21 protein-coding genes are annotated in these 19,874 nt (G+C 57.2%); 10 read left to right on the top strand and 11 right to left on the bottom strand.

Features of this window, described 5'->3' with window-relative positions; translation table 11 throughout:
• The first annotated feature begins 5 nt into the window (after nt 1-5).
• A complete protein-coding gene (locus RB602_RS14475) occupies nt 6-1,799 on the top strand; it encodes an SLC13 family permease (RefSeq protein ID WP_317081560.1) in 1,794 nt (597 codons plus the stop codon).
• A gap of 72 nt (nt 1,800-1,871) precedes the next feature.
• On the top strand, nt 1,872-3,131 hold the full coding sequence (locus RB602_RS14470; protein WP_317081558.1) for a dicarboxylate/amino acid:cation symporter: 1,260 nt from the start codon (nt 1,872-1,874) through the stop codon (nt 3,129-3,131).
• A 536-nt stretch (nt 3,132-3,667) separates the two neighbouring features.
• On the opposite strand, the gene RB602_RS14465 is transcribed toward RB602_RS14470, so the two are convergent.
• The 5 genes from RB602_RS14465 to dapB all read right to left on the bottom strand — a co-directional run bounded on the left by RB602_RS14465 (nt 3,668) and on the right by dapB (nt 7,096).
• The gene (locus RB602_RS14465; RefSeq protein ID WP_317081556.1) at nt 3,668-4,183 is read right to left on the bottom strand and encodes a L,D-transpeptidase family protein; all 516 of its coding nucleotides are present in this window, start codon (nt 4,181-4,183) and stop codon (nt 3,668-3,670) included.
• A 28-nt stretch (nt 4,184-4,211) separates the two neighbouring features.
• A complete protein-coding gene (locus tag RB602_RS14460) occupies nt 4,212-4,658 on the bottom strand; it encodes a hypothetical protein (RefSeq protein ID WP_317081554.1) in 447 nt (148 codons plus the stop codon).
• Nucleotides 4,659-4,764: 106 nt separating this feature from the next.
• Nucleotides 4,765-5,424: an endonuclease III gene (nth, locus tag RB602_RS14455; protein ID WP_317081552.1), complete on the bottom strand. Its 660-nt coding sequence runs from the start codon at nt 5,422-5,424 to the stop codon at nt 4,765-4,767.
• A 10-nt stretch (nt 5,425-5,434) separates the two neighbouring features.
• Complete coding sequence (locus tag RB602_RS14450) at nt 5,435-6,331, bottom strand: restriction endonuclease (RefSeq protein ID WP_317081550.1); 897 nt, start codon at nt 6,329-6,331, stop codon at nt 5,435-5,437.
• A 21-nt stretch (nt 6,332-6,352) separates the two neighbouring features.
• Nucleotides 6,353-7,096, bottom strand: a complete 744-nt coding sequence (dapB, locus tag RB602_RS14445; protein WP_317081548.1) for a 4-hydroxy-tetrahydrodipicolinate reductase — start codon at nt 7,094-7,096, stop codon at nt 6,353-6,355.
• Nucleotides 7,097-7,212: 116 nt separating this feature from the next.
• On the opposite strand from dapB, the gene RB602_RS14440 reads away from it, so the two are divergent.
• Nucleotides 7,213-7,926 carry an NAD-dependent deacylase gene (locus RB602_RS14440; protein WP_317081545.1) on the top strand — a complete coding sequence of 238 codons (714 nt, stop codon included), beginning with the start codon at nt 7,213-7,215 and terminating at the stop codon, nt 7,924-7,926.
• A 259-nt stretch (nt 7,927-8,185) separates the two neighbouring features.
• Here RB602_RS14440 and RB602_RS14435 read toward each other — a convergent pair whose 3' ends face one another.
• The 5 genes from RB602_RS14435 to mutM form a co-directional block, all read right to left on the bottom strand.
• On the bottom strand, nt 8,186-8,599 hold the full coding sequence (locus RB602_RS14435; RefSeq protein WP_317081543.1) for an MAPEG family protein: 414 nt from the start codon (nt 8,597-8,599) through the stop codon (nt 8,186-8,188).
• A 57-nt stretch (nt 8,600-8,656) separates the two neighbouring features.
• Nucleotides 8,657-9,418: a HesA/MoeB/ThiF family protein gene (locus tag RB602_RS14430; RefSeq protein WP_317081541.1), complete on the bottom strand. Its 762-nt coding sequence runs from the start codon at nt 9,416-9,418 to the stop codon at nt 8,657-8,659.
• A 140-nt stretch (nt 9,419-9,558) separates the two neighbouring features.
• Nucleotides 9,559-11,028 (bottom strand): chromosomal replication initiator protein DnaA, encoded by a 1,470-nt coding sequence (gene dnaA / locus RB602_RS14425; RefSeq protein WP_317081539.1) that lies wholly within the window; start codon nt 11,026-11,028, stop codon nt 9,559-9,561.
• Nucleotides 11,029-11,854: 826 nt separating this feature from the next.
• Nucleotides 11,855-12,118: a 30S ribosomal protein S20 gene (gene rpsT, locus RB602_RS14420; RefSeq protein ID WP_317084571.1), complete on the bottom strand. Its 264-nt coding sequence runs from the start codon at nt 12,116-12,118 to the stop codon at nt 11,855-11,857.
• Nucleotides 12,119-12,217: 99 nt separating this feature from the next.
• Entirely contained in the window at nt 12,218-13,039 is an 822-nt protein-coding gene (mutM, locus tag RB602_RS14415) for a bifunctional DNA-formamidopyrimidine glycosylase/DNA-(apurinic or apyrimidinic site) lyase (protein ID WP_317081537.1), read from the bottom strand.
• A gap of 55 nt (nt 13,040-13,094) precedes the next feature.
• On the opposite strand from mutM, the gene RB602_RS14410 reads away from it, so the two are divergent.
• A complete protein-coding gene (locus RB602_RS14410) occupies nt 13,095-13,850 on the top strand; it encodes a class I SAM-dependent methyltransferase (RefSeq protein WP_317081535.1) in 756 nt (251 codons plus the stop codon).
• Nucleotides 13,851-14,088: 238 nt separating this feature from the next.
• On the top strand, nt 14,089-15,642 hold the full coding sequence (ubiB, locus tag RB602_RS14405) for a 2-polyprenylphenol 6-hydroxylase (RefSeq protein ID WP_317081533.1): 1,554 nt from the start codon (nt 14,089-14,091) through the stop codon (nt 15,640-15,642).
• Between the two features lie 210 nt (nt 15,643-15,852).
• Here the strand turns inward: ubiB and RB602_RS14400 are convergent, their stop codons facing one another.
• The gene (locus tag RB602_RS14400; protein WP_317081531.1) at nt 15,853-16,230 is read right to left on the bottom strand and encodes a hypothetical protein; all 378 of its coding nucleotides are present in this window, start codon (nt 16,228-16,230) and stop codon (nt 15,853-15,855) included.
• A gap of 124 nt (nt 16,231-16,354) precedes the next feature.
• Between RB602_RS14400 and RB602_RS14395 the strand changes: the two genes are divergently transcribed.
• The 5 genes from RB602_RS14395 (at nt 16,355) to RB602_RS14375 (ending at nt 19,768) form a co-directional block, all read left to right on the top strand.
• Nucleotides 16,355-16,651 (top strand): nucleotidyltransferase family protein, encoded by a 297-nt coding sequence (locus tag RB602_RS14395; RefSeq protein WP_317081529.1) that lies wholly within the window; start codon nt 16,355-16,357, stop codon nt 16,649-16,651.
• A complete protein-coding gene (locus RB602_RS14390) occupies nt 16,651-17,007 on the top strand; it encodes a HepT-like ribonuclease domain-containing protein (RefSeq protein ID WP_317081527.1) in 357 nt (118 codons plus the stop codon). Before RB602_RS14395 ends, RB602_RS14390 begins: the two co-directional genes overlap by 1 nt.
• Entirely contained in the window at nt 16,994-18,313 is a 1,320-nt protein-coding gene (locus tag RB602_RS14385; protein WP_317081525.1) for a bifunctional phosphopantothenoylcysteine decarboxylase/phosphopantothenate synthase, read from the top strand. Before RB602_RS14390 ends, RB602_RS14385 begins: the two co-directional genes overlap by 14 nt.
• Nucleotides 18,297-18,755 carry a dUTP diphosphatase gene (gene dut, locus RB602_RS14380; RefSeq protein WP_317081523.1) on the top strand — a complete coding sequence of 153 codons (459 nt, stop codon included), beginning with the start codon at nt 18,297-18,299 and terminating at the stop codon, nt 18,753-18,755. The genes RB602_RS14385 and dut overlap by 17 nt, the downstream gene beginning before the upstream one ends.
• A gap of 83 nt (nt 18,756-18,838) precedes the next feature.
• Nucleotides 18,839-19,768: a tetratricopeptide repeat protein gene (locus RB602_RS14375; RefSeq protein ID WP_317081521.1), complete on the top strand. Its 930-nt coding sequence runs from the start codon at nt 18,839-18,841 to the stop codon at nt 19,766-19,768.
• The last annotated feature ends 106 nt before the right edge of the window (nt 19,769-19,874 follow it).

The following is a 19,874-nucleotide window of genomic DNA, read 5'->3' as shown; positions in this document are numbered from 1 at the left end:
CTATAATGATCCTCGAGACCATTCGCGACTGGATTGATCTCTATTCCGGCCTGATTGGGCTGGTGATCCTGGCGCTGATGTTCGCCGGTTTTATCTCCGAGCGCTTCCCGGCGGCGGTGGTCGCGATATTGGGTGCCTGCACCTTTCTGTTCCTCGGCATTATCGACAGTGACAGCCTGTTCTCGGTGTTCTCCAACACCGCGCCGATCACCATTGGCGCGATGTTTATTCTCTCAGGCGCGTTGCTTCGCACCGGCACTATAGATGCGGTGGCTGATCTCATCATCCGCCGCGCTCGCATACAGCCCAAGCTGGCTGTGGCGGAGATGTTTCTAGGGGCCTTTGTCGCCTCGGCCTTTATGAATAATACGCCAGTGGTGCTGGTGATGATCCCGATCATCATGAAGCTGGGCAACGAGACCGGATATGCGCCGAAAAAGCTGCTTATTCCGCTGTCCTTTATCTGCATCCTTGGCGGCACCACGACGCTGATCGGTACCTCGACCAACCTGATTGTAGACGCGGTGGCGCGCGATTCCGGGATGGAGCCATTTGGGATATTCGAGATTACGCCCTTTGGCCTTATCGCCGGAGTTGTCGGGGTCGGTATATTGCTGCTTTTCGGCAATTTACTGCTGCCCGGAGGCGATAGTGACTCTGCCTTTGAGCCCAGCGATGAATCGCAATTTCTCACCGAGCTGACTGTACGCAACCGCAGCGAGGCCATCGACAAGAAATTCAGCGAATTGCCGATCGCCAGGCGCGCTCGGATCACCGCCACCGCGATCAAGCGTGGTGGCAACACGATTCGCCATAATCTCGAGGATGAGCGGATGCAGGCAGGAGACCGGATCGTCGTCCGGCTCGATCTGCAGGAACTGCTATCGTTGCGCAGCTCGGATGATTACAAGATCGGCATTGTGCGCAAGGGCGATGTTGGTCCGCTGGGCGAAACGCTGGTGGAGGCCACTGTCGCGCCGGGTCACCCGGCCATCGGCAACCGTCTGTTTGATATTCCGTTTCTGAGCCAGCTCAATGTCCGCATATTGGGTCTTAGCCGCTTTCGTGCATTGCCGCGCTCTGACCTGCCCAATGCGCGTATCCATGCTGCGGACAAGCTGCTGGTTACCGGATCGAATGACGACATCAAGCGCATGTATGAGAACCCCAATCTGTTCGGGATCGTCCAGACGACAGCGCGCGCTTTCCGCCGTGACCGGGCACCAATAGCGATTGTCGCATTGTTCCTCGTGGTGGCGCTGGCGGCGATGAATGTGCTGACCATTGCTGTCGCGGCGATCCTTGGCGTTGGCGCGATATTGCTGGCGCGCTGTATTGATGCCGAGGAGGCATGGAGCTCGATTGACGGCAATGTGCTGGTGCTGATCTTTGCAATGCTCGCGGTCGGTGTCGGGCTGGAGCGCGCAGGGAGTGTCGCGCTGTTGGTCGGCTATCTCAGCCCCTATCTCAACAATGTCCCGCCCTTTGCGATTATCTTTGCGGTCTATCTCTTCTCTGTGATCATGACCGAGATTGTCACCAATAATGCGGTCGCGATCATCGTAACGCCTATCGTGATCACATTAGCTACAGAATTGGGAATTGACCCGCGCCCGCTGGTGATCGCAGTGATGTTCGCCGCCTCGGCCAGCTTTGCGACACCGATTGGCTACCAGACCAATACGCTGGTTTATGCTGCGGGCAATTATCGCTTCACCGACTTTTTCAAGGCGGGCATTCCGCTCACCCTTGGCGTCGGCACCGCCACCTGTTTTGCCATTTCCTATTTTATGATGTGATGGTGGGACTTGCCGAGCGGCGCGCTACCGCTACAAGGCTCGCACTAAGACGTTCAAAATAAAGGATCACCTATGCTGCGTTTCTGGTTTGCCATTCCCTTATGGCAGCGGGTGATTGCCGCGCTGATATTGGGCATCATTGTTGGTTACGCATGGGGCCCGGGCGCGGAGAGCATCAAGATTATCGGTGATATATTCATCGCCTTCATCAAGATGCTTGTGGTGCCCCTGATCTTTTTCAGCCTTGTCGCGGGTGTTGCGAGTATTGGCGATCTGCGCAAGCTGGGCAGTGTCGGGTGGCGGGCTTTGCTGATCTTTATCGGGACTGGTCAGATGGCTGTTTGGCTCGGCCTCGGCATCGGGACGGTTGTCCAGCCCGGTGCGGGGTTAGATGCTGCGTCTATGTCGCTAGATGCTGAGGCGTTGGCCAAGGCTCAGGACAGACAGGAAAACGCGCAGACCTTCAAAGAGATGATCCTTGAAGTCGTGCCGTCCAGTCCGGTTCAGGTGATGGCCGATGTCAACGTACTGCCCCTCATCATTTTTTCGCTGCTCATCGGTGTCGGCATTCTGATGGCGAAGGAAGATGGCGAGCCTGTCCTCAAGATCTTCGAAAGCGGCAGTGTGGTGATGCAGAAGGTCACCATGATTGTGATGGAACTGACCCCGTTCGGCGTGTTTGCGCTGATGGCCTGGGTCGCGGGTACGCTTGGGCTGGACGCGTTGCAGGCACTCGGCATTCTGGTGTTCCTCAACTATGTCGGCTGTCTGCTCATTATCGGGCTGATCTATGCCGGGATGATCAAGTTTTTGGCGCGTCTTCCCGTTATCGATTTCTTCCGCGGCATCATTGATGCGATCGCGGTCAGCTATTCCACCGCAAGCTCCAATGCGACGCTTCCGGTGACCTTGCGCTGTGCCCGTCGGAACCTTGGTGTATCAAACTCGGTCGCAAGTTTCGTGATTAGCTTGGGTGCGACGATCAATATGAACGGTACTGCAATGTATCTTGGCCTTGCCACGCTCTTCGGCGCACAGGCCTATGGGGTGGACCTGTCCTGGGGTGACTACATCACGATCTCGATCCTCGGCACGATAGGCGCGATCGGCGCAGCGGGTATTCCCGGCGCAGGCCTGATTATGATGGTATTGGTCTTTGGTGCGGTCGGCGTGCCGTTGGAGACTATCGCCCTTGTCGCAGGGATTGACCGCATCATGGACATGATGCGCACCACCACCAATGTCTCGGGCGACGCTGCGGTTGCCACGACCGTGGCCGCGATGACGGGCGAGATTGATACCGAAGAAATGATCAGCGCGGATGATGTCTAGGGATCAGAAGCTAGCTATGCTTGCAGGGGATAGACTTGCCAGTATCATCTCGTACTTGCAGAAGAGTGCCAATCATGGTCTCTAGAAACTCAGGATCGCCTGGCGAAAAAATATCGCTCTCAGATGCCAGTGCAATGTTGCAGATACCGTTTTCCGCAAGGCTGAGATATGTTCTCCTGATGGTATCAGCGGTCGCATTTTTGCCTATCCGGACTACTAAGTATTCCCTTGGACCTCCGGTACCTAACGTGACAGAGCGATCTCGTGTCATATGGCTTCTGATCCTGTCGACTTTCTTGCCATCTATTGACCAAGTGTCATTTGCGGGATCGTATGCTGCAAAAGCTTCAAGTGTGTCTTTGTGGTAAACGAAACCCATTTGGGTATCCTCGACCTTGAAATCTGGACTGCGTTCAGCTCTCCGATTTTCGGAACAGCCAGTAAGTCCGCAAAACATTGCTAAAGCGAGTAACGCTTTACCTTTAGTCGATTGTATTCGGATCATCTAACAAGGCTGTTTGAGAATCCGTACATCGTCAAGGCCGAATAATAATCTCCGTACCCACCGGCACCAACTGCCATATCTCATCCATCTCACCATTGCTCACCGCAATACAACCATCGGTCCAGTCATAGGGAATCGCGGAGACCGCGGGATTGTCTGGCCAGCCATTTAACTGGCCATGGATAAAGATATCGCCGCCAGGGGAGAGACCGTGTTCTTCGGCATAGGCGCGGTCTTCGGCATTGGGGTAGGATATACCGAGCGAAAGATGCGCGATGCTGTTGGGGTTGCGCCGGTCAATGGTGTAGCGGCCTTCAGGCGTGCGCTCATCGCCCTGAAAGCGTTTATGGCCGACAGGATCATCGCCCAACTGGATGCCGGTATAGCGAGCGATGACTTTGCCATCGGCATAGAGATCAAGCGTGCGGTCGCTCTTGTCGACCAATATCGCATCGGCGGTCAGCCCCTTGGCAACGGCCTCGGCACCGCCGATGATCTCGCTCTCGCTGGCGGCGGTCTGGCAACCGGTCAGGGCCAGCAAAGCCATAGCTGGCAGCAGCCAAGTCCTGACCAGATCAGTCCCCCGCATCGTCGTTGCTATTCTCTTCTATCAGTTCAATCTGCTGAAACCGGTTCAATCCACATGCGCCGCGCGGCTGAACACCTGCGCCCAAAACAGCGATCACCGTGATGATGTCCGCTTGGCACAGCTGGGTCAGCGAGGTGGAGTAGGTGAAGGATTTCTCATAACCCAGTCCGCCACAGCGCGTCGTCAGATTATTGCGATAGGTTTCACCGCCATTGAGCACAAAATCGATGGTGTAGTCGTCATGCACGACGGTGCGTTTGATCCGCTGGATCGGAATGCATGCGCGCGGTTCGCCAATAGGTTTTGCCGCAGGCACCTTGCTCTGCTTGCGGGCGCTTTCAGTCGCATCGGCATTAGCACATCCCGTCATTGCAGTCGCTGTTCCTATGATCAGCATGAAAGGGACAAGCGAAAGCGGGCGCACGGGCATCATCTATCTCCTGAGGATTTTACATACCACAATATCCGTAGCGCGCGGATAATGAATGCACCGTTTCCGATGGGGTGTAAGGCCTGGGAATACCGCAGATCGCGGCCGATCAGGCGGAAGCCTTTGCCGCTTTCGGATCAGGGGTTTTCTTCTTGAACCGACACAAATCCTCCACCGGGCAGCGCCAGCATTCCGGGGTACGCGCCTTGCAGATATAGCGGCCATGCAGGATCAGCCAGTGATGCGCGCCGACGCGGAACGGTTTGGGCGTCTGCTTCTCGAGCTTCTTCTCCACTGCCAGCACCGTTTTGCCCGGCGCCAGCCCAGTGCGATTGCCGACGCGGAAGATATGGGTGTCGACGGCAAAAGTCTCTTCGCCAAAGGCGCAGTTCATGACGACATTGGCGGTCTTGCGCCCGACCCCGGGCAGCGCCACCAGTGCTTCACGATCATTCGGCACCTCACCGCCATGGTCGCGGATCAGCGCTTCGGACAGCGCGATCACATTCTTCGCCTTATTGTTATACAGGCCGATGGTCTTGATATGCTCTTTCAGCCCGTCCAGCCCGAGCGCGACCATCTGCTCGGGTGTTTTGACCTTCTCGAACAGTGCCTTAGTCGCCTTGTTGACCCCGACATCAGTGGATTGCGCCGAACAGGTCACCGCCACCAGCAGCTGGTAGGTATTGCCAAAGTTCAGTTCGGTCTCCGGCTCGGGATTATCCTCTGCGAGACGGCGATAAAACTCGAAGATATCGTCTTTTTTCATACGATCCGCTTCATAGTTCCTGAAACCATTCGGGGTCTATGAAGATATGCTCAACCATTTTGGTCTCTACGCCTAGTTTGTTTTCCTTGAGAAGTTCGCACAGTCTTTCACCATCAATCAGATCAATAGCTATCGCACCATCTCTTGTAGCTTCATCTGACGCTTGGCCAGTAAAATAGCCTGTTGTTATAAAGAGACCTTTATCTGCGCGTCCTTGAAGTGCACCCCTGAAGTCTCGGATTTCTTTAGAGCCAACACTACCTTTCCAGCGCTTGCACTGGAAGTACACTTGGAATGAGACAAGATTGACGCGTAGAACCCCTACTCCGTCAATACCACCGTCACCGGATTTACCTCTCACTTCCACCTTTGTGAATCCTGCTTCCCGCAAAAGTCTCTGTGCCAAGCGCTCAAAAGCATCCGGTGATATATTAGTAAGCACACCAAGCAGATCTGTTTTCCAACCATCTTGCCTATGATCTGCTTCCGACTGTTCGTAATCAGACTGGCTCTGGTTTGACTTAGCGATATTGCGCTTCTCTTTTGATCTTTCGCGCTCTTCTAGGCTAACCTGCTCATATATCTCTTGTGTTTGCTCTAGGCTGGATATCGCAAGTCCGCTTTCTGTAACTGCCCAAACGCCTCTCGCCGAATTGATAATTGCTCCGCCACGCTTAAGGTAGGTTCGCGACCATGCGAGGTAATAATTTATGCGTGCCCGATTGTCGTTTCCCGACATAGGATGCGTTTGTTCGGCTTCTGTTACGCCTTCAATTTCTATGACCTTCTCGTCGAGCTCGTGAATGCTCGCAGAGCCGCCTAACTCTTTCAACGCTTCAATGGTTACAAGCATCATTCCAGGAAGACTAGGTAGAGAGTCGGCATCAACAATGAATCGTCTGGCCATGAAACTACTTCCTCTCTTGCGTTAAAGTCCCAACACATCCGGCATTGTATAGCGCCCTGGCTGCTTGCCCATCAGCCACTCCGCCGCCCGCAGCGCACCGCGTGCAAACAGCGCGCGGTTTTCGGCGCGGTGGGTGAGTTCGATGCGCTCATGCTCTCCGGCGAAGATCACCTGATGTTCGCCCGCCACCGATCCGCCGCGTAGCGAGACAAAGCCGATATCGCCCTGTTTGCGCGCGCCGGTGATGCCGTCTCTGCCGCGATCGCTGACTTCGGTGAGATCAACGCCGCGTCCTGCTGCTGCAGCCTCGCCGAGCAGAAGCGCCGTGCCCGAGGGTGCATCGACCTTATGGCGATGGTGCATCTCGGCAATTTCAATATCCCAGTCTTCACCTAGCCTTGATGCCGCCTCGCGCACCAGATGCGCCAGCATGGTGACGCCGAGCGAGGTATTGCCGGTTTGCAAGACAGCAATGCTTTCGCTGGCGCTGTCGATGAGCCAGTGATGGCGTTCCTCCAGTCCGGTGGTTCCAATCACCATCGGCGTGGCGGCAGCGATGGCGGCGTCGAGATTGGCCTCCAATGCTTGCGGCGCGGAAAAGTCGATCAGTATGTCTGCCGATTCTGCCAGCGCGGTGAGGGCATCCGGACTGTCATCGGCATCGACGCCACCGGCATAGCCATGCGCGGCCTCGGCAATGGCGATCTTTAGTGCCTCGCCCATACGGCCCTTGCTGCCAATAATGCCGATAGTGAATTGAGTCATAATTATGATACCGTTAGTCCTGAGCTTGTCGAAGGACGTTTCTCGGCTTGATGCCATATCGACAGACGGGCTTCGACAAGCTCAGCCCTAACGGTTTTTGTTAAAGGCGCAAGCATATGGCTATCAACAATATCGTCATCCTCACCGGCGCGGGGATCAGCGCAGAAAGCGGTGTCGCCACCTTTCGTGGGCCGGATGGCCTGTGGGAAGGCCATCGGGTCGAGGATGTCGCCACGCCCGAGGCCTTTGCCCGTGATCCGATCATGGTGCAGCGTTTCTATGATGAACGCCGCGCGGCGCTGGGCACGGTGCAGCCCAATGCGGCGCATAAGGCATTTGGCCGGTTAGACCGCGAATGGTCCGGAGAGCTGCTGCTGGTAACGCAGAATGTTGATGACCTGCATGAGCGTGGCGGGGTTGACCCGGCCCATGGCGGCCGCTTGCTACATATGCATGGGGCATTGAAGCGCGTCTGGTGCCTCGCCTGCGATGCGCGCTCGGACTGGGAGGGGCCGCTGCTTGCTCAGCCGCCTTGTCCGGCCTGTGGCGCATCGGCGTTGCGGCCGGACATCGTGTGGTTTGGTGAAATGCCCTATCATATGGACCGGATCGAGGCGGCGCTGGCCGCGGCTGATCTGTTCGTCTCTATCGGCACATCGGGCGCGGTCTATCCGGCGGCGGGCTTTGTCCAGATGGCGCGAGCCTTTGGTGCTCGCACATTGGAGCTTAATCTCGATGTGTCAGAAGGCTCACATCTGTTCCACGAAAGCCGCCGCGGCCCTGCGGGGGAGCTGGTGCCGGAGTGGGTGGAAGAGGTGCTTGGCGGCTGAATGGGGAGAGGTTGTGCTTTTCTGGCACCCTATCTTGTTTTCGTCGGCCCCGCCCTTCGACTGCTTGCAAGGCAGGCGCTCAGGATAAACTCGGCTTTGCCGAGCCGGGGCCAAGGCTAAAATTCTATTTCACACAAAGCCACTAAGGCACGAAGGGCTTGTTCTTGATGCGATCTCTTCGCGTCTTTGTGGCTTTGTGTGAGTCAAAAAGCCCTGGCCCCGCCTGCGCGGGGCCGACGGAAAAGCAATGCCGGCGTGCTTAAATCCCGAATTCGACGCTGATAAGCTTCCAGAAAATCCACAGGATCAACAGCGCATAGCTCAGCCAGGTGCCGATTACGCCAAGGCTGCGGCCCAGCGGTGGTTTTGCCGGGTCGCTCTGGTTGTAAATGCCGACAATATGCGCCGCGCGTGAGGCGAGGAACAGGGCGGCGATGCCGGTCAATATCCAGTGATTGGCCGGAACCATCTCGAGCAAGCCGATCATGATGACACCCAGCGGCGCATGTTCAACCAGATTACCATGGGCGCGCGAGGCTTTGGTCAATGTATCGACCTCGCCATCGCCGAAAGGGACACCGGCCTTGAACCGTTCGCGCACCGTAGAAATCGCGGTGGCTAATATCATGATCGCCAATATGGCGGCGGTGAGCGCGGTTACAGGTAAGGTCATATCGTCCCCCTCAGGATTTCGTCTACGCTCCTGCTATCCGCTATTTTACAAACAGCTTCAAGGGTCGCCGCAAGTCTTGCAGTCCGGGTCCTTGTGCAGCGTGATGCTGCGCATCGTCATGGTCTTGCCGTCAATAATCTGCAGGCTGTTGGCCGGGCGTGATCCGAAGCCGGTAATCACCCGCACCGCTTCCATCGCGGCCATACAGCCCATCATGCCGACCATCGCGCCGAGCACACCATTTTCCGCACAGGTATCGCAATCATCGCTGTCAAAGGCATCACCGACAAAACAGCGATAGCAGGGTTGGTCGGGCTCATAGCCTCTGAAGACGCCAAGCTGCCCCTGAAACTGTCCGATGGCGGCTGATACCAGCGGCACTCTATTAGCGACGGCCCAGTCATTGATTGCGAGCCGACTGGCGAAGCTGTCCGTGCCGTCAATCAGGACATCGGGGCGTATATCATCCTGCCATTTATGCTGCGCGGTAAATTTTTGATTATAATGATTAATAGGGATTCCGGGATAGGTCTTGTGCAGCCATTTTGCTGCGCTTTCTGCCTTTGGCTCTCCAATTTCGGAATCACTGAACAATATCTGCCGCTGCAGATTGCTAAGATCGACCACATCATCATCAAACAGCGTGATACGACCAATGCCACCGGCCGCGAGGTAAGCCAGAGCTGGACAGCCAATGCCGCCCGCACCAATGACCAGCACATGCGCATTGGCGAGCAATGTCTGCCCGCGCCCGCCAATATCGGGCAGGATGATCTGGCGTTGATAACGGTCCAGCTCTGCGTCAGTGAGTTCTCTCATAATTCGGATATAGGGTAGAGGCTGTGCCTATGAGAAGCCCGGTGATTGGATTTTAGTTCACGCGGAGGCGCGGAGACGCGAAGAAGAATATCTCCGTGTCTCCGCGCCTCCGCGTGAATTATCATTACAGCAATAGAGGATCAGCTCTCAAGCTGCTGCAACAGGCTGCGGACATCGCCGTCCATATCGCTGTCACGCTCGCGTAGATCCTCGATCAGGCGCACCGCATGGATAACCGTGCTATGATCGCGGCCACCGAATTTGCGGCCGATCTCTGGATAGGAACGCGGGGTCAGCACCTTGGCGAGATACATCGCTACCTGACGCGGACGCACAATGGCGCGGGCGCGACGTTTGGAAGCCATTTCGCTGCGGTCGAGCTTGTAGAACTGGCACACGGTGCGTTGAATCTCGTCAATCGTTACACGGCGGCGATTGGCGCTGAGTATATCGGTGAGCTGACCTTCAGCTATGCTCATCGACATTGGCTGTCCGGTTAGCTGGGTATAGGCGATCAGCTTGTTCATCGCGCCGACCAGCTCGCGCAGATTGCGGCTGATAGTGCGGGCAAGAAAATCGATCACCTCTTCGGTCAGCGGCGGAGGTTCCATGCCGTCAATGCGGTGCTCAAGTATTTTGCGCCGCAGCTCAACGCCTGCAGGCGCAATATCGGCGACCAATCCCATGGTCAGGCGTGACAGGAGGCGCTGATCGACCCCGTCCAGCGCCTGGGGCGCGCGGTCAGAAGCGAATACCAGTCGCTTGCCCGCGGTCATCAGCGCATCAATGGTGTGAAGAAACTCTTCCTGTGTCGAATTCTTGCCGATGATGAACTGCACATCATCCACCAGCAGCATGTCGAAACTGCGTAGCCGGTTCTTGAATTCCATGACCTCGTTGCGCCGCATTGCAGAGACGAACTCGATCATGAACTTTTCCGCCGAGCAATAATAGATGCGCGCACTAGGCATCGTTTCAGCATAAAGATTGGCGATGGCGTGCATCAAATGGGTTTTGCCCTGGCCCGTCTGCGCCTTGATGTAGAGCGGGCTGAATTGTGGCTTGTCGCGCGCAGCCATGCGCTCGCCGGCATTGCGCGCGAGGATATTGTTTTCGCCAACAATGAAATTGTCAAAGGTCATATTGCGGTCAATGCCCGACGCACCGATTTCGGCGCTATCAGAGGTGACGGCAAATTCCTGTGGGATCGCCTCGATAGGACTCTCGCCCTGGGAGGCCCGGACGCGCTGCATCCGGTCATGTCCGGGCTGTGCGATGATGCGGATCTGGCGGACATCGGGACGGGCAATTTTCCAGGCAAGGCTCAGCCGATCGGCAAAGCGGTCGTTCACCCAATTGGCAGAGAATTCAGACGGCAGACATAATTCCAAAGTGCCGGTCTCGACACAGAAGCGTCCGGGGGTGATTGGCTTGATCCACTGGCTATGTTGCTGCGCGCCAATATCCTTACGCAGACCGGCGCTGATATCCTGCCAATCAGCCAGCAATTCCTGGCTACAAATCTCGTCCTTGCTGATTTCGGCTTCTGCTGTCCCGGTCCTGTTGTTTACTGCTGCGTCGACCACTTTGCCCCCGGTCCTTGTCGCCATTCCCATTGCCCTGATACCTTCCCGCTTACTCGCCCACGCTCACTCACCCAAGTCTATGCGATAGTTGGATGACCCGGTTTCTCAATGCAGCGCCCCGTAAGCCGCATTACCGGGAGCCAGCCTTGCGACAAACTGCTCGCGCATCTGGCATCCATCTTCCCATCATTCACGGCATTTGCAGACGCGAAATTTCTCACGCGCCTTTGTGGCGTCCCAGTGAGATCAGCCAAGTGAATCTTGCCCTGCATAAACGCTTGGACCCGGTAAGCGCAGGTAATAGACTCGCCTCAGGGAAAAGCGCGATGCGTTGCCCCGAACAGTGATGCAATATGTCGTGCGGAAGACCCGAAAAGAGTGATGTCCGTGTCTTCGAGGAAAACATTAAACAGCCGCTGGCGAGTCGAGCAAGGGGCGTCTGGTAAAAAAACTGAAATAAAGAATATTGACAGAGGCTAAAGCATGGAAAAACCGTGATTAGCTATTTAAGCATATGATTTAATTGATTTTTATAGCCAAGGTCAAAGGTGTGGGCTCGCGAATCGCTGGAAATGCTGGCCTTGCCTCGTGTGTCCACATTGGATGCTGTCATAATGCTGACACCAAATTGTCAAACGGCGTTTCCTCAACTTTCATGACCTATTCCGCACAAGCCATGTCAGAACCTAAGCCGACGCAATATGGTTACGCATTATGATGCGAATCATACAGCCATATCTTAGGAGTTGCCGCGCCAGAAACGCGTATAGAAAAAGCACGGTGCCATTGCTGGACCGTGCTTCCTTTTCATCGCTGCGGGCGTGGTGCCCGCTCGGCAATAGTCTGGCGCTTAGCCGAGAGCGGCAACCCGCTTGGTCAGGCGCGAGAATTTGCGCGATGCGGTGTTCTTGTGCAGCACGCCGCGGGCAACGCCACGCGCGATTTCCGGCTGAACAGTTTTGAGCGCCGCAACCGCTTTGTCCTTGTCGCCTGCTTCCACCGCTGCTTCCACCGCCTTGATATAGGTGCGGATGCGGCTCATGCGGTTGGTATTGATCACCGTACGGCGATTATTGCGGCGGATACGCTTGCGTGCCTGTGGCGTGTTGGCCATAAATTCCTCAATGTAAATCTGCTGAAATGGCGGTAACTGGGTCATCGCCCGTTCCGCGAAAGTGCGCCGCTTAGCGGGAGTCGCGAGATTCGTCAACAGTTATCGCTGGCAATGCGGGCAATAAAAGGTGGAGCGGCCCGACTGGACAATGCGCCGTATCGTCACACCGGGGCGGCCACAGGGGCATGGCTCGCCTTCCCGCCCATAGGCACGCCATTGAGTCGAGAAATAGCCGAGTTCGCCATCAGGCCGGGCATAGTCGCGCAGGGTAGAGCCGCCATCGGCAATCGCTTTTTCCAGCACTGCCTTGATCGCATCGACCAGCGCGTTGATCCGCTGCCGCCCGATAAACGCCCCTTTGCGGTTGGGTGATATGCGCGCGATATTCAGCGCCTCGCACACATAGATATTGCCCAGCCCCGCCACGACATGCTGGTCGAGCAATAGCGCCTTGACCGGCCGCATCCGTCCGGCAAAGGCGGCGGCGAGATGCGCGCCGTCAAACTCATCGCTCAAGGGTTCCGGACCCATTTTGGCGAAAGCAGGGAAATCATCGAGAGCATCGGTAGTTACCAGGTCAACCGAACCAAAGCGGCGTGGATCATTCAGCGCCAATTGATGCCCGCTCTCGGTCTCGAGCAGCAAATGGTCATGCTTGTCGAGTGCTTCGGGGTCAATCCGCCAGCGCCCCGACATGCCAAGATGAAAGATCATGGTGTCGCCGCGATCAGTATCGATCAGGCCATATTTCGCCCGGCGACCAAGACCGGTCACGGTCGCGCCCGTCATCCGCTGGCGCAGATCGGCGGGAATCGGATAGCGCATATCGGCCCGGCGCGGCGTCACTGCTGTCAGGCGCGCGCCGTCCAGTACGGCGGCCAGACCGCGCACTGTTGTTTCAACTTCGGGTAACTCAGGCATAAATTGCGCTTAACAGGCTTTTTATTGCATGCAACTGTCTCTACATGGTGGGCGCATGACCGAGACACCTCCGCAGAGCGACACAGAAACCGTATCCTTTGGCTATCAGGACATTGACGCCCGCGAGAAAGAGGGGCGTGTTGGTGCCATCTTCTCCGGCGTGGCCAGCCGCTATGATCTGATGAACGATGCTATGTCGGGTGGGCTGCACCGGCTGTGGAAGGACCAGTTCGTGGCGCGGGTTAAACCGCAAGCGGGTGAGGATATTCTCGATATGGCGGGCGGCACCGGCGATATTGCCTTTCGCATGGTCAAATCCGATGCGCATGTCACAGTTGCCGATATCAATCAGGAAATGCTCGATGTCGGGCTGGATCGCGCGGTCAAGCGCGGCGAGGACCGGCTGGTCTGGTCACAGCAAAATGCCGAGGACCTGGTGTTTCCGGACCGCAGCTTTGATGCCTATACCATCGCCTTTGGCATCCGTAATGTGACGCATATCGATGTTGCCTTGAAAGAAGCGCACCGGGTTTTGCGCTATGGCGGGCGGTTTTTCTGTCTGGAATTTTCGACGAGCGAATGGCCCGGTTTTTCGGAAATCTATGACGAATATTCGCACAAGGTGGTGCCCAAGATCGGCAAATATATCGCCAATGATGAGGACAGCTATCGCTATCTGATCGAATCGATCCGACGCTTCCCGACCATGCCGGTCTTCGCCGATATGATCCGCGATGCCGGGTTCGCCAATGTCAAAGTCGAACCGATTATGGGCGGTCTGGTCGCGATTCACAGCGGCTGGAAGGTCTGAAATTGATGTGCAGCCCAACATTTCCCCTCCCGCTTGCGGGAGGGGCAGTGAGACTTAGCGCCGTAAGGCGCTTAGTCGCAGCGGGGTGGGCCTGTTCAATATCTGACTTTTCGGGCCCACCCAGTTTGGCAGTGCTGCCGGGTAAATCATCCTCCCAGGATGATTTAGAAACACCCGGGGGGTATTTCGGCCCGGCATCACTACCAAACTCCCCTCCCGCAAGCGGGAGGGGAGTCTTATGACCCGCCCGACAACGCATATTCTTCGCCTGCTGAAATGGGGGCGCATATTGGCACGGCATGGCGCGTTGCGCGGGCTGGAGGAATCACCGACCACGCCCGCACCGGTGAAACGGCTGTGCCGCATCGCCCGGTTTGGTACCATCCAGCCGAAGACGCCCGACTATGCCGGGGCCTTTCGCGCCATCGGACCAGCGGCGATCAAGCTGGGCCAGACGCTTGCGACCCGGCCCGATCTGGTCGGCGAGGAGGCGGCGCGCAATCTGCAGGAGCTGCAGGACAAGCTGCCGCCGGTCGCTTATGACGAAATCGTCCGCGAGATCGAGGCCGGGCTCGATGGCCCGCTCGACCAGTTTTTCAGCTATATTGACCGGGAACCTGTCGGCGCCGCTTCGGTGGCGCAGGTGCATCGCGCGACCACCACCGATGGGCGCGATGTTGCGATCAAAGTGCTGCGTCCCGGCGTACGGCGCAAATTCGCGCAGGATATCGCCACCTATGAATGGGCTGCGGCGCATGTCGGCGCTATGGGCGGCGAGGCATCGCGGCTGCGTCCCGAGCTGGTGATCGCCAATTTCAAACGCTGGACCAATAGCGAGCTCGACCTGCGCCGAGAGGCGGCGAGCGCATCGGAACTGGGCGAGGCGATGAAGGCCGAGCCGGGCTATGCCATCCCCGAGATTGACTGGGACCGCACCTGCGGCACGGTGATGACGCTCGAATGGGTCGACGGCATTAAAATCTCGCGCGTCGAGGAATTGCGCGAAGCCGGACATGATCTCTCGGCCATTGCCAAGCGGCTGGTGCTGGCGTTCCTTAAACAGGCCATCGCCTCGGGCTTTTTCCATGCCGATATGCATCAGGGCAATCTGTTCGTGAAAGCCGATGGCACCATTGTCGCGATTGATTTCGGCATTATGGGCCGGATTGACCGGCGCGCGCGCTATTGGCTGGCGGAGATTCTCTATGGCCTGACCATGGGCAATTACAAGCGCGTGGCCGAGATCCATTTCGAGGCCAAATATGTCCCCGATTATCACAATGTTGATGAGTTTGCGACGGCGCTGCGTGCCGTCGGCGAGCCGATGCGCGGCAAGCCAGTGAGCGAACTCAGCGTCGGCCAGATGCTTGATGGCCTCTTCGCCATAACCCGCGATTTCGATATGCAGACCCAGCCGCATCTGCTGCTGCTGCAAAAGACCATGGTGATGGTCGAGGGCGTGGCGACGGCGCTCGACCCGCAAATCAATATGTGGGACACATCAGGGCCTTATGTCCGCGAATGGATACGCGGTGAACTCGGGCCGGAGGCAGCGATTGCGGATCGCATCAATGACGATCTCTCCACCCTGATGCGCCTTCCTGATCTGATCCGGCGGATAGAAGACAAATTCCCCGCCAAAGGCGGCGCACCCGAGCCTCCACCGGTGCCCGATATCCCGCTGATCTGGGAAAAACGCGAAGAGCAAAATGGCGGCAGCTTCTGGCGCTACGCGCTTACGGCGCTGGTTGCTGGCGGGGCCGGGGCTGCGGCGGTTTGGTGGTTGGGCTAGAGCTAACCCCATAAATTTGCTTGCTCTAATTGTTTTCGTCGGCCCCGCGCAGGCGGGGCCAGGGCTTTGTTTCACACTAAGCCACTAAGGCACAAAGAGAGTGCCAGCCTTACGATCTTGGTATCTTTGTGACTTCGTGTCTTTGTGTGAGTCATTTAACAGCCTTGGCCCCGCCTGCGCGGGGCCGACGATGATAGCTAAGGATTAAGGTTACGGAGGCTTGTGCACCTTCATCCCTGTCAGCAGCAGCACAATCGTCACGGCCTCGACTGCCATCGGCGCGAAGGGGTCCGCGCCCACGCCATCCACCATCAGGCTGAAGCACCGCACCACAAAGGTGATGCCGAGGATTGCAATCGCGACCCAATAAAGCATCGGGCGATTGGCTGCCGTGCCCCAGAGCATGGCGCCCCCGGTGACCAGAAAATAGGCACCAAAATCGGCGCGTAAGGTCGCCATGCCCTGTATGCCGACCGGCTCGAGCGCGAAATTTTCCGCGCCGACCAGCGGCGTGAACAGAAAGGTGGCCGCGACATAAAAATATAGCAGGCTGAGCAGCGCAATCAGGCTGCGAACGGCAATGGCCATGGTTAGGCTCCCCTTTTATTTTTTGCGCACCCTATCGGGCGCGAACGGGAACGCCAAGGGGTACGGACAGAATTGATCAATGCTTTGCATTGTCTTGCCGCGATTTAGCCATTAGAATTTGCCTATGACCCAAAAGGATATTCTTGACACTCTGCGGCAGCAGGAGGCCCAGCTTCGCAAGGCGGGACTGAGCGCTCTGTACCTGTTCGGCTCGGTCGCGCGCAATGAGGCAGGCAGTAGTTCGGATATTGACCTTGCCTGTGATATTGATGACGCAAAGCCCATCGGCGTGCTTGGTCTATTATCCTTGCAATCTGGTCTGAAAAAAGCCCTTGCCCAAGAGGTTGATCTGGTCGAGCGCGCCGCCTTGCGCGGTGCGGTCCAACGCGAATTCATGGCCGATATGGTGCGGGTCTTTTAATGGAGAAAACGGACAGGACTGTTCTGAGGCTGGAACTTATCCTTACCATGATCGAGCGTACCAATGCACGTTTGGCCAGTGTTTCTGAGGACGAGTTTGTCGATGATCATGACGAGATTGATCTTCTCAGCTTTCGACTTTCCCAAATCGGCGAGATGACCGGTCGCCTGCCAACCGAGCTGAAGGCGCAATATCCCGAGATTCCCTGGCGAGAGATTGGCGGGATGCGCAATTTGCTTGTGCATGAATATCTGCGCGTTATTCCCCTGCGTCTCTATCTGACCGCAAAGAACGACCTTTCTGAGCTTGAAAAAGCATGTCGTGCTGCGATGGAGCAATATCGTGACCCAGCCTAACCATATCCTGCTTATCATCGGCGGTGGCATTGCCGCCTATAAGGCTTGCGAACTGATCCGGCTGATCCGCAAGGCGGGCATGACGGTGCGTTGCGTGCTGACCGAGGGCGGGGCGCATTTTATTACGCCGATGACGCTCGCGGCGTTGAGCGAGAATGAGGTGTTTACGACGCTCTGGGATCTCAAAAATGAGACCGAGATGGGCCATATCCAGCTTAGCCGTGAGGCCGATATGATCGTCGTCTGCCCGGCAACAGCGGACCTGATGGCCAAGATGGCGGCGGGGATTTCGGACAGCCTGGCAACGACGGTTCTGCTCGCCACTGATACCCCGGTGATGGCAGTCCCGGCGATGAATGTGCGTATGTGGCACCATGAAGCGACCCAGCGCAATGTAGCGCAGTTGCGCGATGATGGTGTGACGGTGCTGGACCCAGATGAAGGCGCGATGGCCTGCGGTGAATATGGCGCGGGTCGGTTGCCCGAGCCGGAATTTGTAATGGGCGAGATTGAGAAGGCTCTCAACACACCGTTCGTGTCGAGCGCAGTCGAGACACTGCCTCCCGCGCGGCCGGGCCTCTCGACTTCGCTCGAGGCGAACGGGGAGGGAGTATCCAATCCCCTTAACGACCAACCCGCCTTTGCCGCCACCAGCCACCGCCCGCTGCATGGCAAGCACATCCTTGTTACCGCCGGGCCAACCCACGAGCCGATTGATCCGGTGCGCTATATCGCCAATCGCTCCTCCGGACGGCAGGGGTTCGCCATCGCCGCCGCCGCCGCCGAATCCGGGGCGCAGGTGACACTGGTCGCCGGGCCGGTGACGCTGGAGACACCGCAGGGTGTCACCCGTATCAATGTCGAAACCGCGCGTCAGATGCAGGCGGCGGTCGAACAGGCATTGCCCGCGGACATTGCCATCATGGTCGCCGCCGTCGCCGATTGGCGCGCTGCCGATCAGGCGGAACAGAAGATCAAGAAAAAGGGTGATGCGCCCGCGCCATTAGAGCTTTCTGAAAATCCCGACATTTTGGCTGGGCTTGCCAGTCATGATCAACGCCCCGGCCTGCTGATTGGCTTTGCCGCCGAAACCGAGAATATCATTGCGCATGCTGAGGCCAAGCTGGCGCGCAAGGGCTGTGACTGGATCATCGCCAATGACGTTTCGGGGGACGTTATGGGCGGTATGTCGAATAGCGTGCATATCGTCCGCAGCGACGGCGTAGAGAGCCTGGACACATTGCCCAAGGAACAGGTTGCGCGCCTGTTGGTGGAAAGGATTGCCGATCATGTCGCCCAAAACTGATGGGGAGATTGAAATCAGACTGAAGCGCTTGCCGCATGGTGAGGGTCTGCCATTGCCGCAATATGAGACGGCGGGGGCTGCGGGCATGGATGTGCGCGCCGCGCGCGATGTGATTATCCCACCGGGTTCTACTGCGCTGGTGCCTACTGGCTTCGCGATCGCCATCCCCGAAGGCTATGAGGTGCAGGTGCGCCCGCGCTCGGGTCTGGCGCTCAAAAGCGGGCTGACTGTCGCCAATACGCCGGGCACAGTGGACAGCGATTATCGCGGCGAATTGGGGATTATCCTGATCAATCTCGGCCGGGTCGATTTTCTGGTCGATCGCGGTGAACGTGTCGCGCAGATTGTTGCTGCGCCGGTGCAGCGTGCAAGGATGGTCGAGGTGAAAGAGCTGGACGAGACCGCGCGCGGTGCAGGCGGTTTTGGGTCTACGGGAACTTGAGGCCTTTGTCCGCGTTGCCTGATTAAGGATTGAGACAGCCAATCCAACCTAATCCATGCGCTCACATTGCCGGAGAGAGTCTTATGCCGCCTATCCTGAAAACCGCTTTGGCCCTCGGCCTGGTCGTGGCCATTCCTGCCACCGCCCCCCTTTATGCCGCCGGTTCGCGGTCTTCGCCGAGCCAGAGCACGCCGCAATATGATGCGGCTGAAGAATATCAAAAGGGTGTAAAGGCGCTGGAAAAGGCGGATTATCGCAAGGCGGAAAAGGCGTTTAAGCGCAGCCTGCGTGTTGCGCCTGAAGATGCCAATACGCAATATATGCTGGGCGTGACCTATATGCGCACCGAGCAATTTGGCAAAGCGGTGAAGCGCTTTGAAAGAGCGGTCAATACCGACGCCGATATGGTACTGGCGCATCGCGATCTGGCCATTGCCTATGTGCAATTGGATGAGCAGGAAAAAGCGCAGAAGGTGCTGGGCCAGATGAAGGCGCTACAGGCCGAGTGCCGCGAAGATGCCAATTGTGCTGAGATGAAAGATCTTGATGAAGCGGTTATGGCCGTAGAGAGCGAACTGGCAGGCGGTGGCGGCACTGCCAGCTATGGACCGTATATGAAGGTGCTTGCCGATGCGTCTCGCGGTGATGCGCTCTATTCTGATGCCATCGCGTTGATCAATCAGCAACGTTATGCCGAGGCGCTGGAGCATCTGGATGATGCTGCGCTCGCCTTTGGCCCACACCCCGATATCCTCACCTATCAGGGCTTTGCCAATCGCAAGCTCAAACGATTTGATGTGGCCGAGGGCTATTACGGCCGCGCATTGGCGCTGGCTCCCGAGCATCGCGGCGCATGGGAATATTATGGCGAACTGAAGCTGGAGCGCGGCGATATGGCGGGCGCGAAACAGCATCTTGCAAGACTTGAAAGCCTGTGCAGCTTTGGCTGTTATGAAGCCGATGAGCTGGGCCGCTGGATCGCCAAAGCCGAGGCGCAATCATCCGCGCTTTAAATGGTTTTTGGCGCAGTTTGGCGCGCTTCTGCAAAAACCCGTTCGTGTCGAGCGTAGTCGAGACACTGTTCTCCGCTCGCACCGGCCTCTCGACTTCGCTCGAGGC

Origin of the sequence: Parasphingorhabdus sp. SCSIO 66989 (genome assembly GCF_032852305.1) — a bacterium.
Taxonomy (GTDB): Bacteria; Pseudomonadota; Alphaproteobacteria; order Sphingomonadales; family Sphingomonadaceae; genus Alterisphingorhabdus; species Alterisphingorhabdus coralli.
Note: the sequence above shows the minus strand (reverse complement) of the source record. Positions and strands in the feature narration are given on the sequence as shown.

What these genes read in the sequence shown, in the direction of transcription:
- dut (WP_317081523.1), top strand. Translation starts at nt 18,297, where the DNA reads ATGTCGCCCAAAACTGATGGGGAGATTGAAATCAGACTGAAGCGCTTG.
- RB602_RS14440 (WP_317081545.1), top strand. Translation starts at nt 7,213, where the DNA reads ATGGCTATCAACAATATCGTCATCCTCACCGGCGCGGGGATCAGCGCA.
- RB602_RS14450 (WP_317081550.1), bottom strand. Translation starts at nt 6,331, where the DNA reads ATGGCCAGACGATTCATTGTTGATGCCGACTCTCTACCTAGTCTTCCT.
- RB602_RS14475 (WP_317081560.1), top strand. Translation starts at nt 6, where the DNA reads ATGATCCTCGAGACCATTCGCGACTGGATTGATCTCTATTCCGGCCTG.
- RB602_RS14400 (WP_317081531.1), bottom strand. Translation starts at nt 16,230, where the DNA reads ATGGCCATTGCCGTTCGCAGCCTGATTGCGCTGCTCAGCCTGCTATAT.
- dapB (WP_317081548.1), bottom strand. Translation starts at nt 7,096, where the DNA reads ATGACTCAATTCACTATCGGCATTATTGGCAGCAAGGGCCGTATGGGC.
- RB602_RS14430 (WP_317081541.1), bottom strand. Translation starts at nt 9,418, where the DNA reads ATGAGAGAACTCACTGACGCAGAGCTGGACCGTTATCAACGCCAGATC.
- rpsT (WP_317084571.1), bottom strand. Translation starts at nt 12,118, where the DNA reads ATGGCCAACACGCCACAGGCACGCAAGCGTATCCGCCGCAATAATCGC.
- ubiB (WP_317081533.1), top strand. Translation starts at nt 14,089, where the DNA reads ATGACCCGCCCGACAACGCATATTCTTCGCCTGCTGAAATGGGGGCGC.
- RB602_RS14470 (WP_317081558.1), top strand. Translation starts at nt 1,872, where the DNA reads ATGCTGCGTTTCTGGTTTGCCATTCCCTTATGGCAGCGGGTGATTGCC.
- mutM (WP_317081537.1), bottom strand. Translation starts at nt 13,039, where the DNA reads ATGCCTGAGTTACCCGAAGTTGAAACAACAGTGCGCGGTCTGGCCGCC.
- nth (WP_317081552.1), bottom strand. Translation starts at nt 5,424, where the DNA reads ATGAAAAAAGACGATATCTTCGAGTTTTATCGCCGTCTCGCAGAGGAT.
- dnaA (WP_317081539.1), bottom strand. Translation starts at nt 11,028, where the DNA reads ATGGCGACAAGGACCGGGGGCAAAGTGGTCGACGCAGCAGTAAACAAC.
- RB602_RS14460 (WP_317081554.1), bottom strand. Translation starts at nt 4,658, where the DNA reads ATGATGCCCGTGCGCCCGCTTTCGCTTGTCCCTTTCATGCTGATCATA.
- RB602_RS14435 (WP_317081543.1), bottom strand. Translation starts at nt 8,599, where the DNA reads ATGACCTTACCTGTAACCGCGCTCACCGCCGCCATATTGGCGATCATG.
- RB602_RS14390 (WP_317081527.1), top strand. Translation starts at nt 16,651, where the DNA reads ATGGAGAAAACGGACAGGACTGTTCTGAGGCTGGAACTTATCCTTACC.
- RB602_RS14395 (WP_317081529.1), top strand. Translation starts at nt 16,355, where the DNA reads ATGACCCAAAAGGATATTCTTGACACTCTGCGGCAGCAGGAGGCCCAG.
- RB602_RS14410 (WP_317081535.1), top strand. Translation starts at nt 13,095, where the DNA reads ATGACCGAGACACCTCCGCAGAGCGACACAGAAACCGTATCCTTTGGC.
- RB602_RS14465 (WP_317081556.1), bottom strand. Translation starts at nt 4,183, where the DNA reads ATGGCTTTGCTGGCCCTGACCGGTTGCCAGACCGCCGCCAGCGAGAGC.
- RB602_RS14375 (WP_317081521.1), top strand. Translation starts at nt 18,839, where the DNA reads ATGCCGCCTATCCTGAAAACCGCTTTGGCCCTCGGCCTGGTCGTGGCC.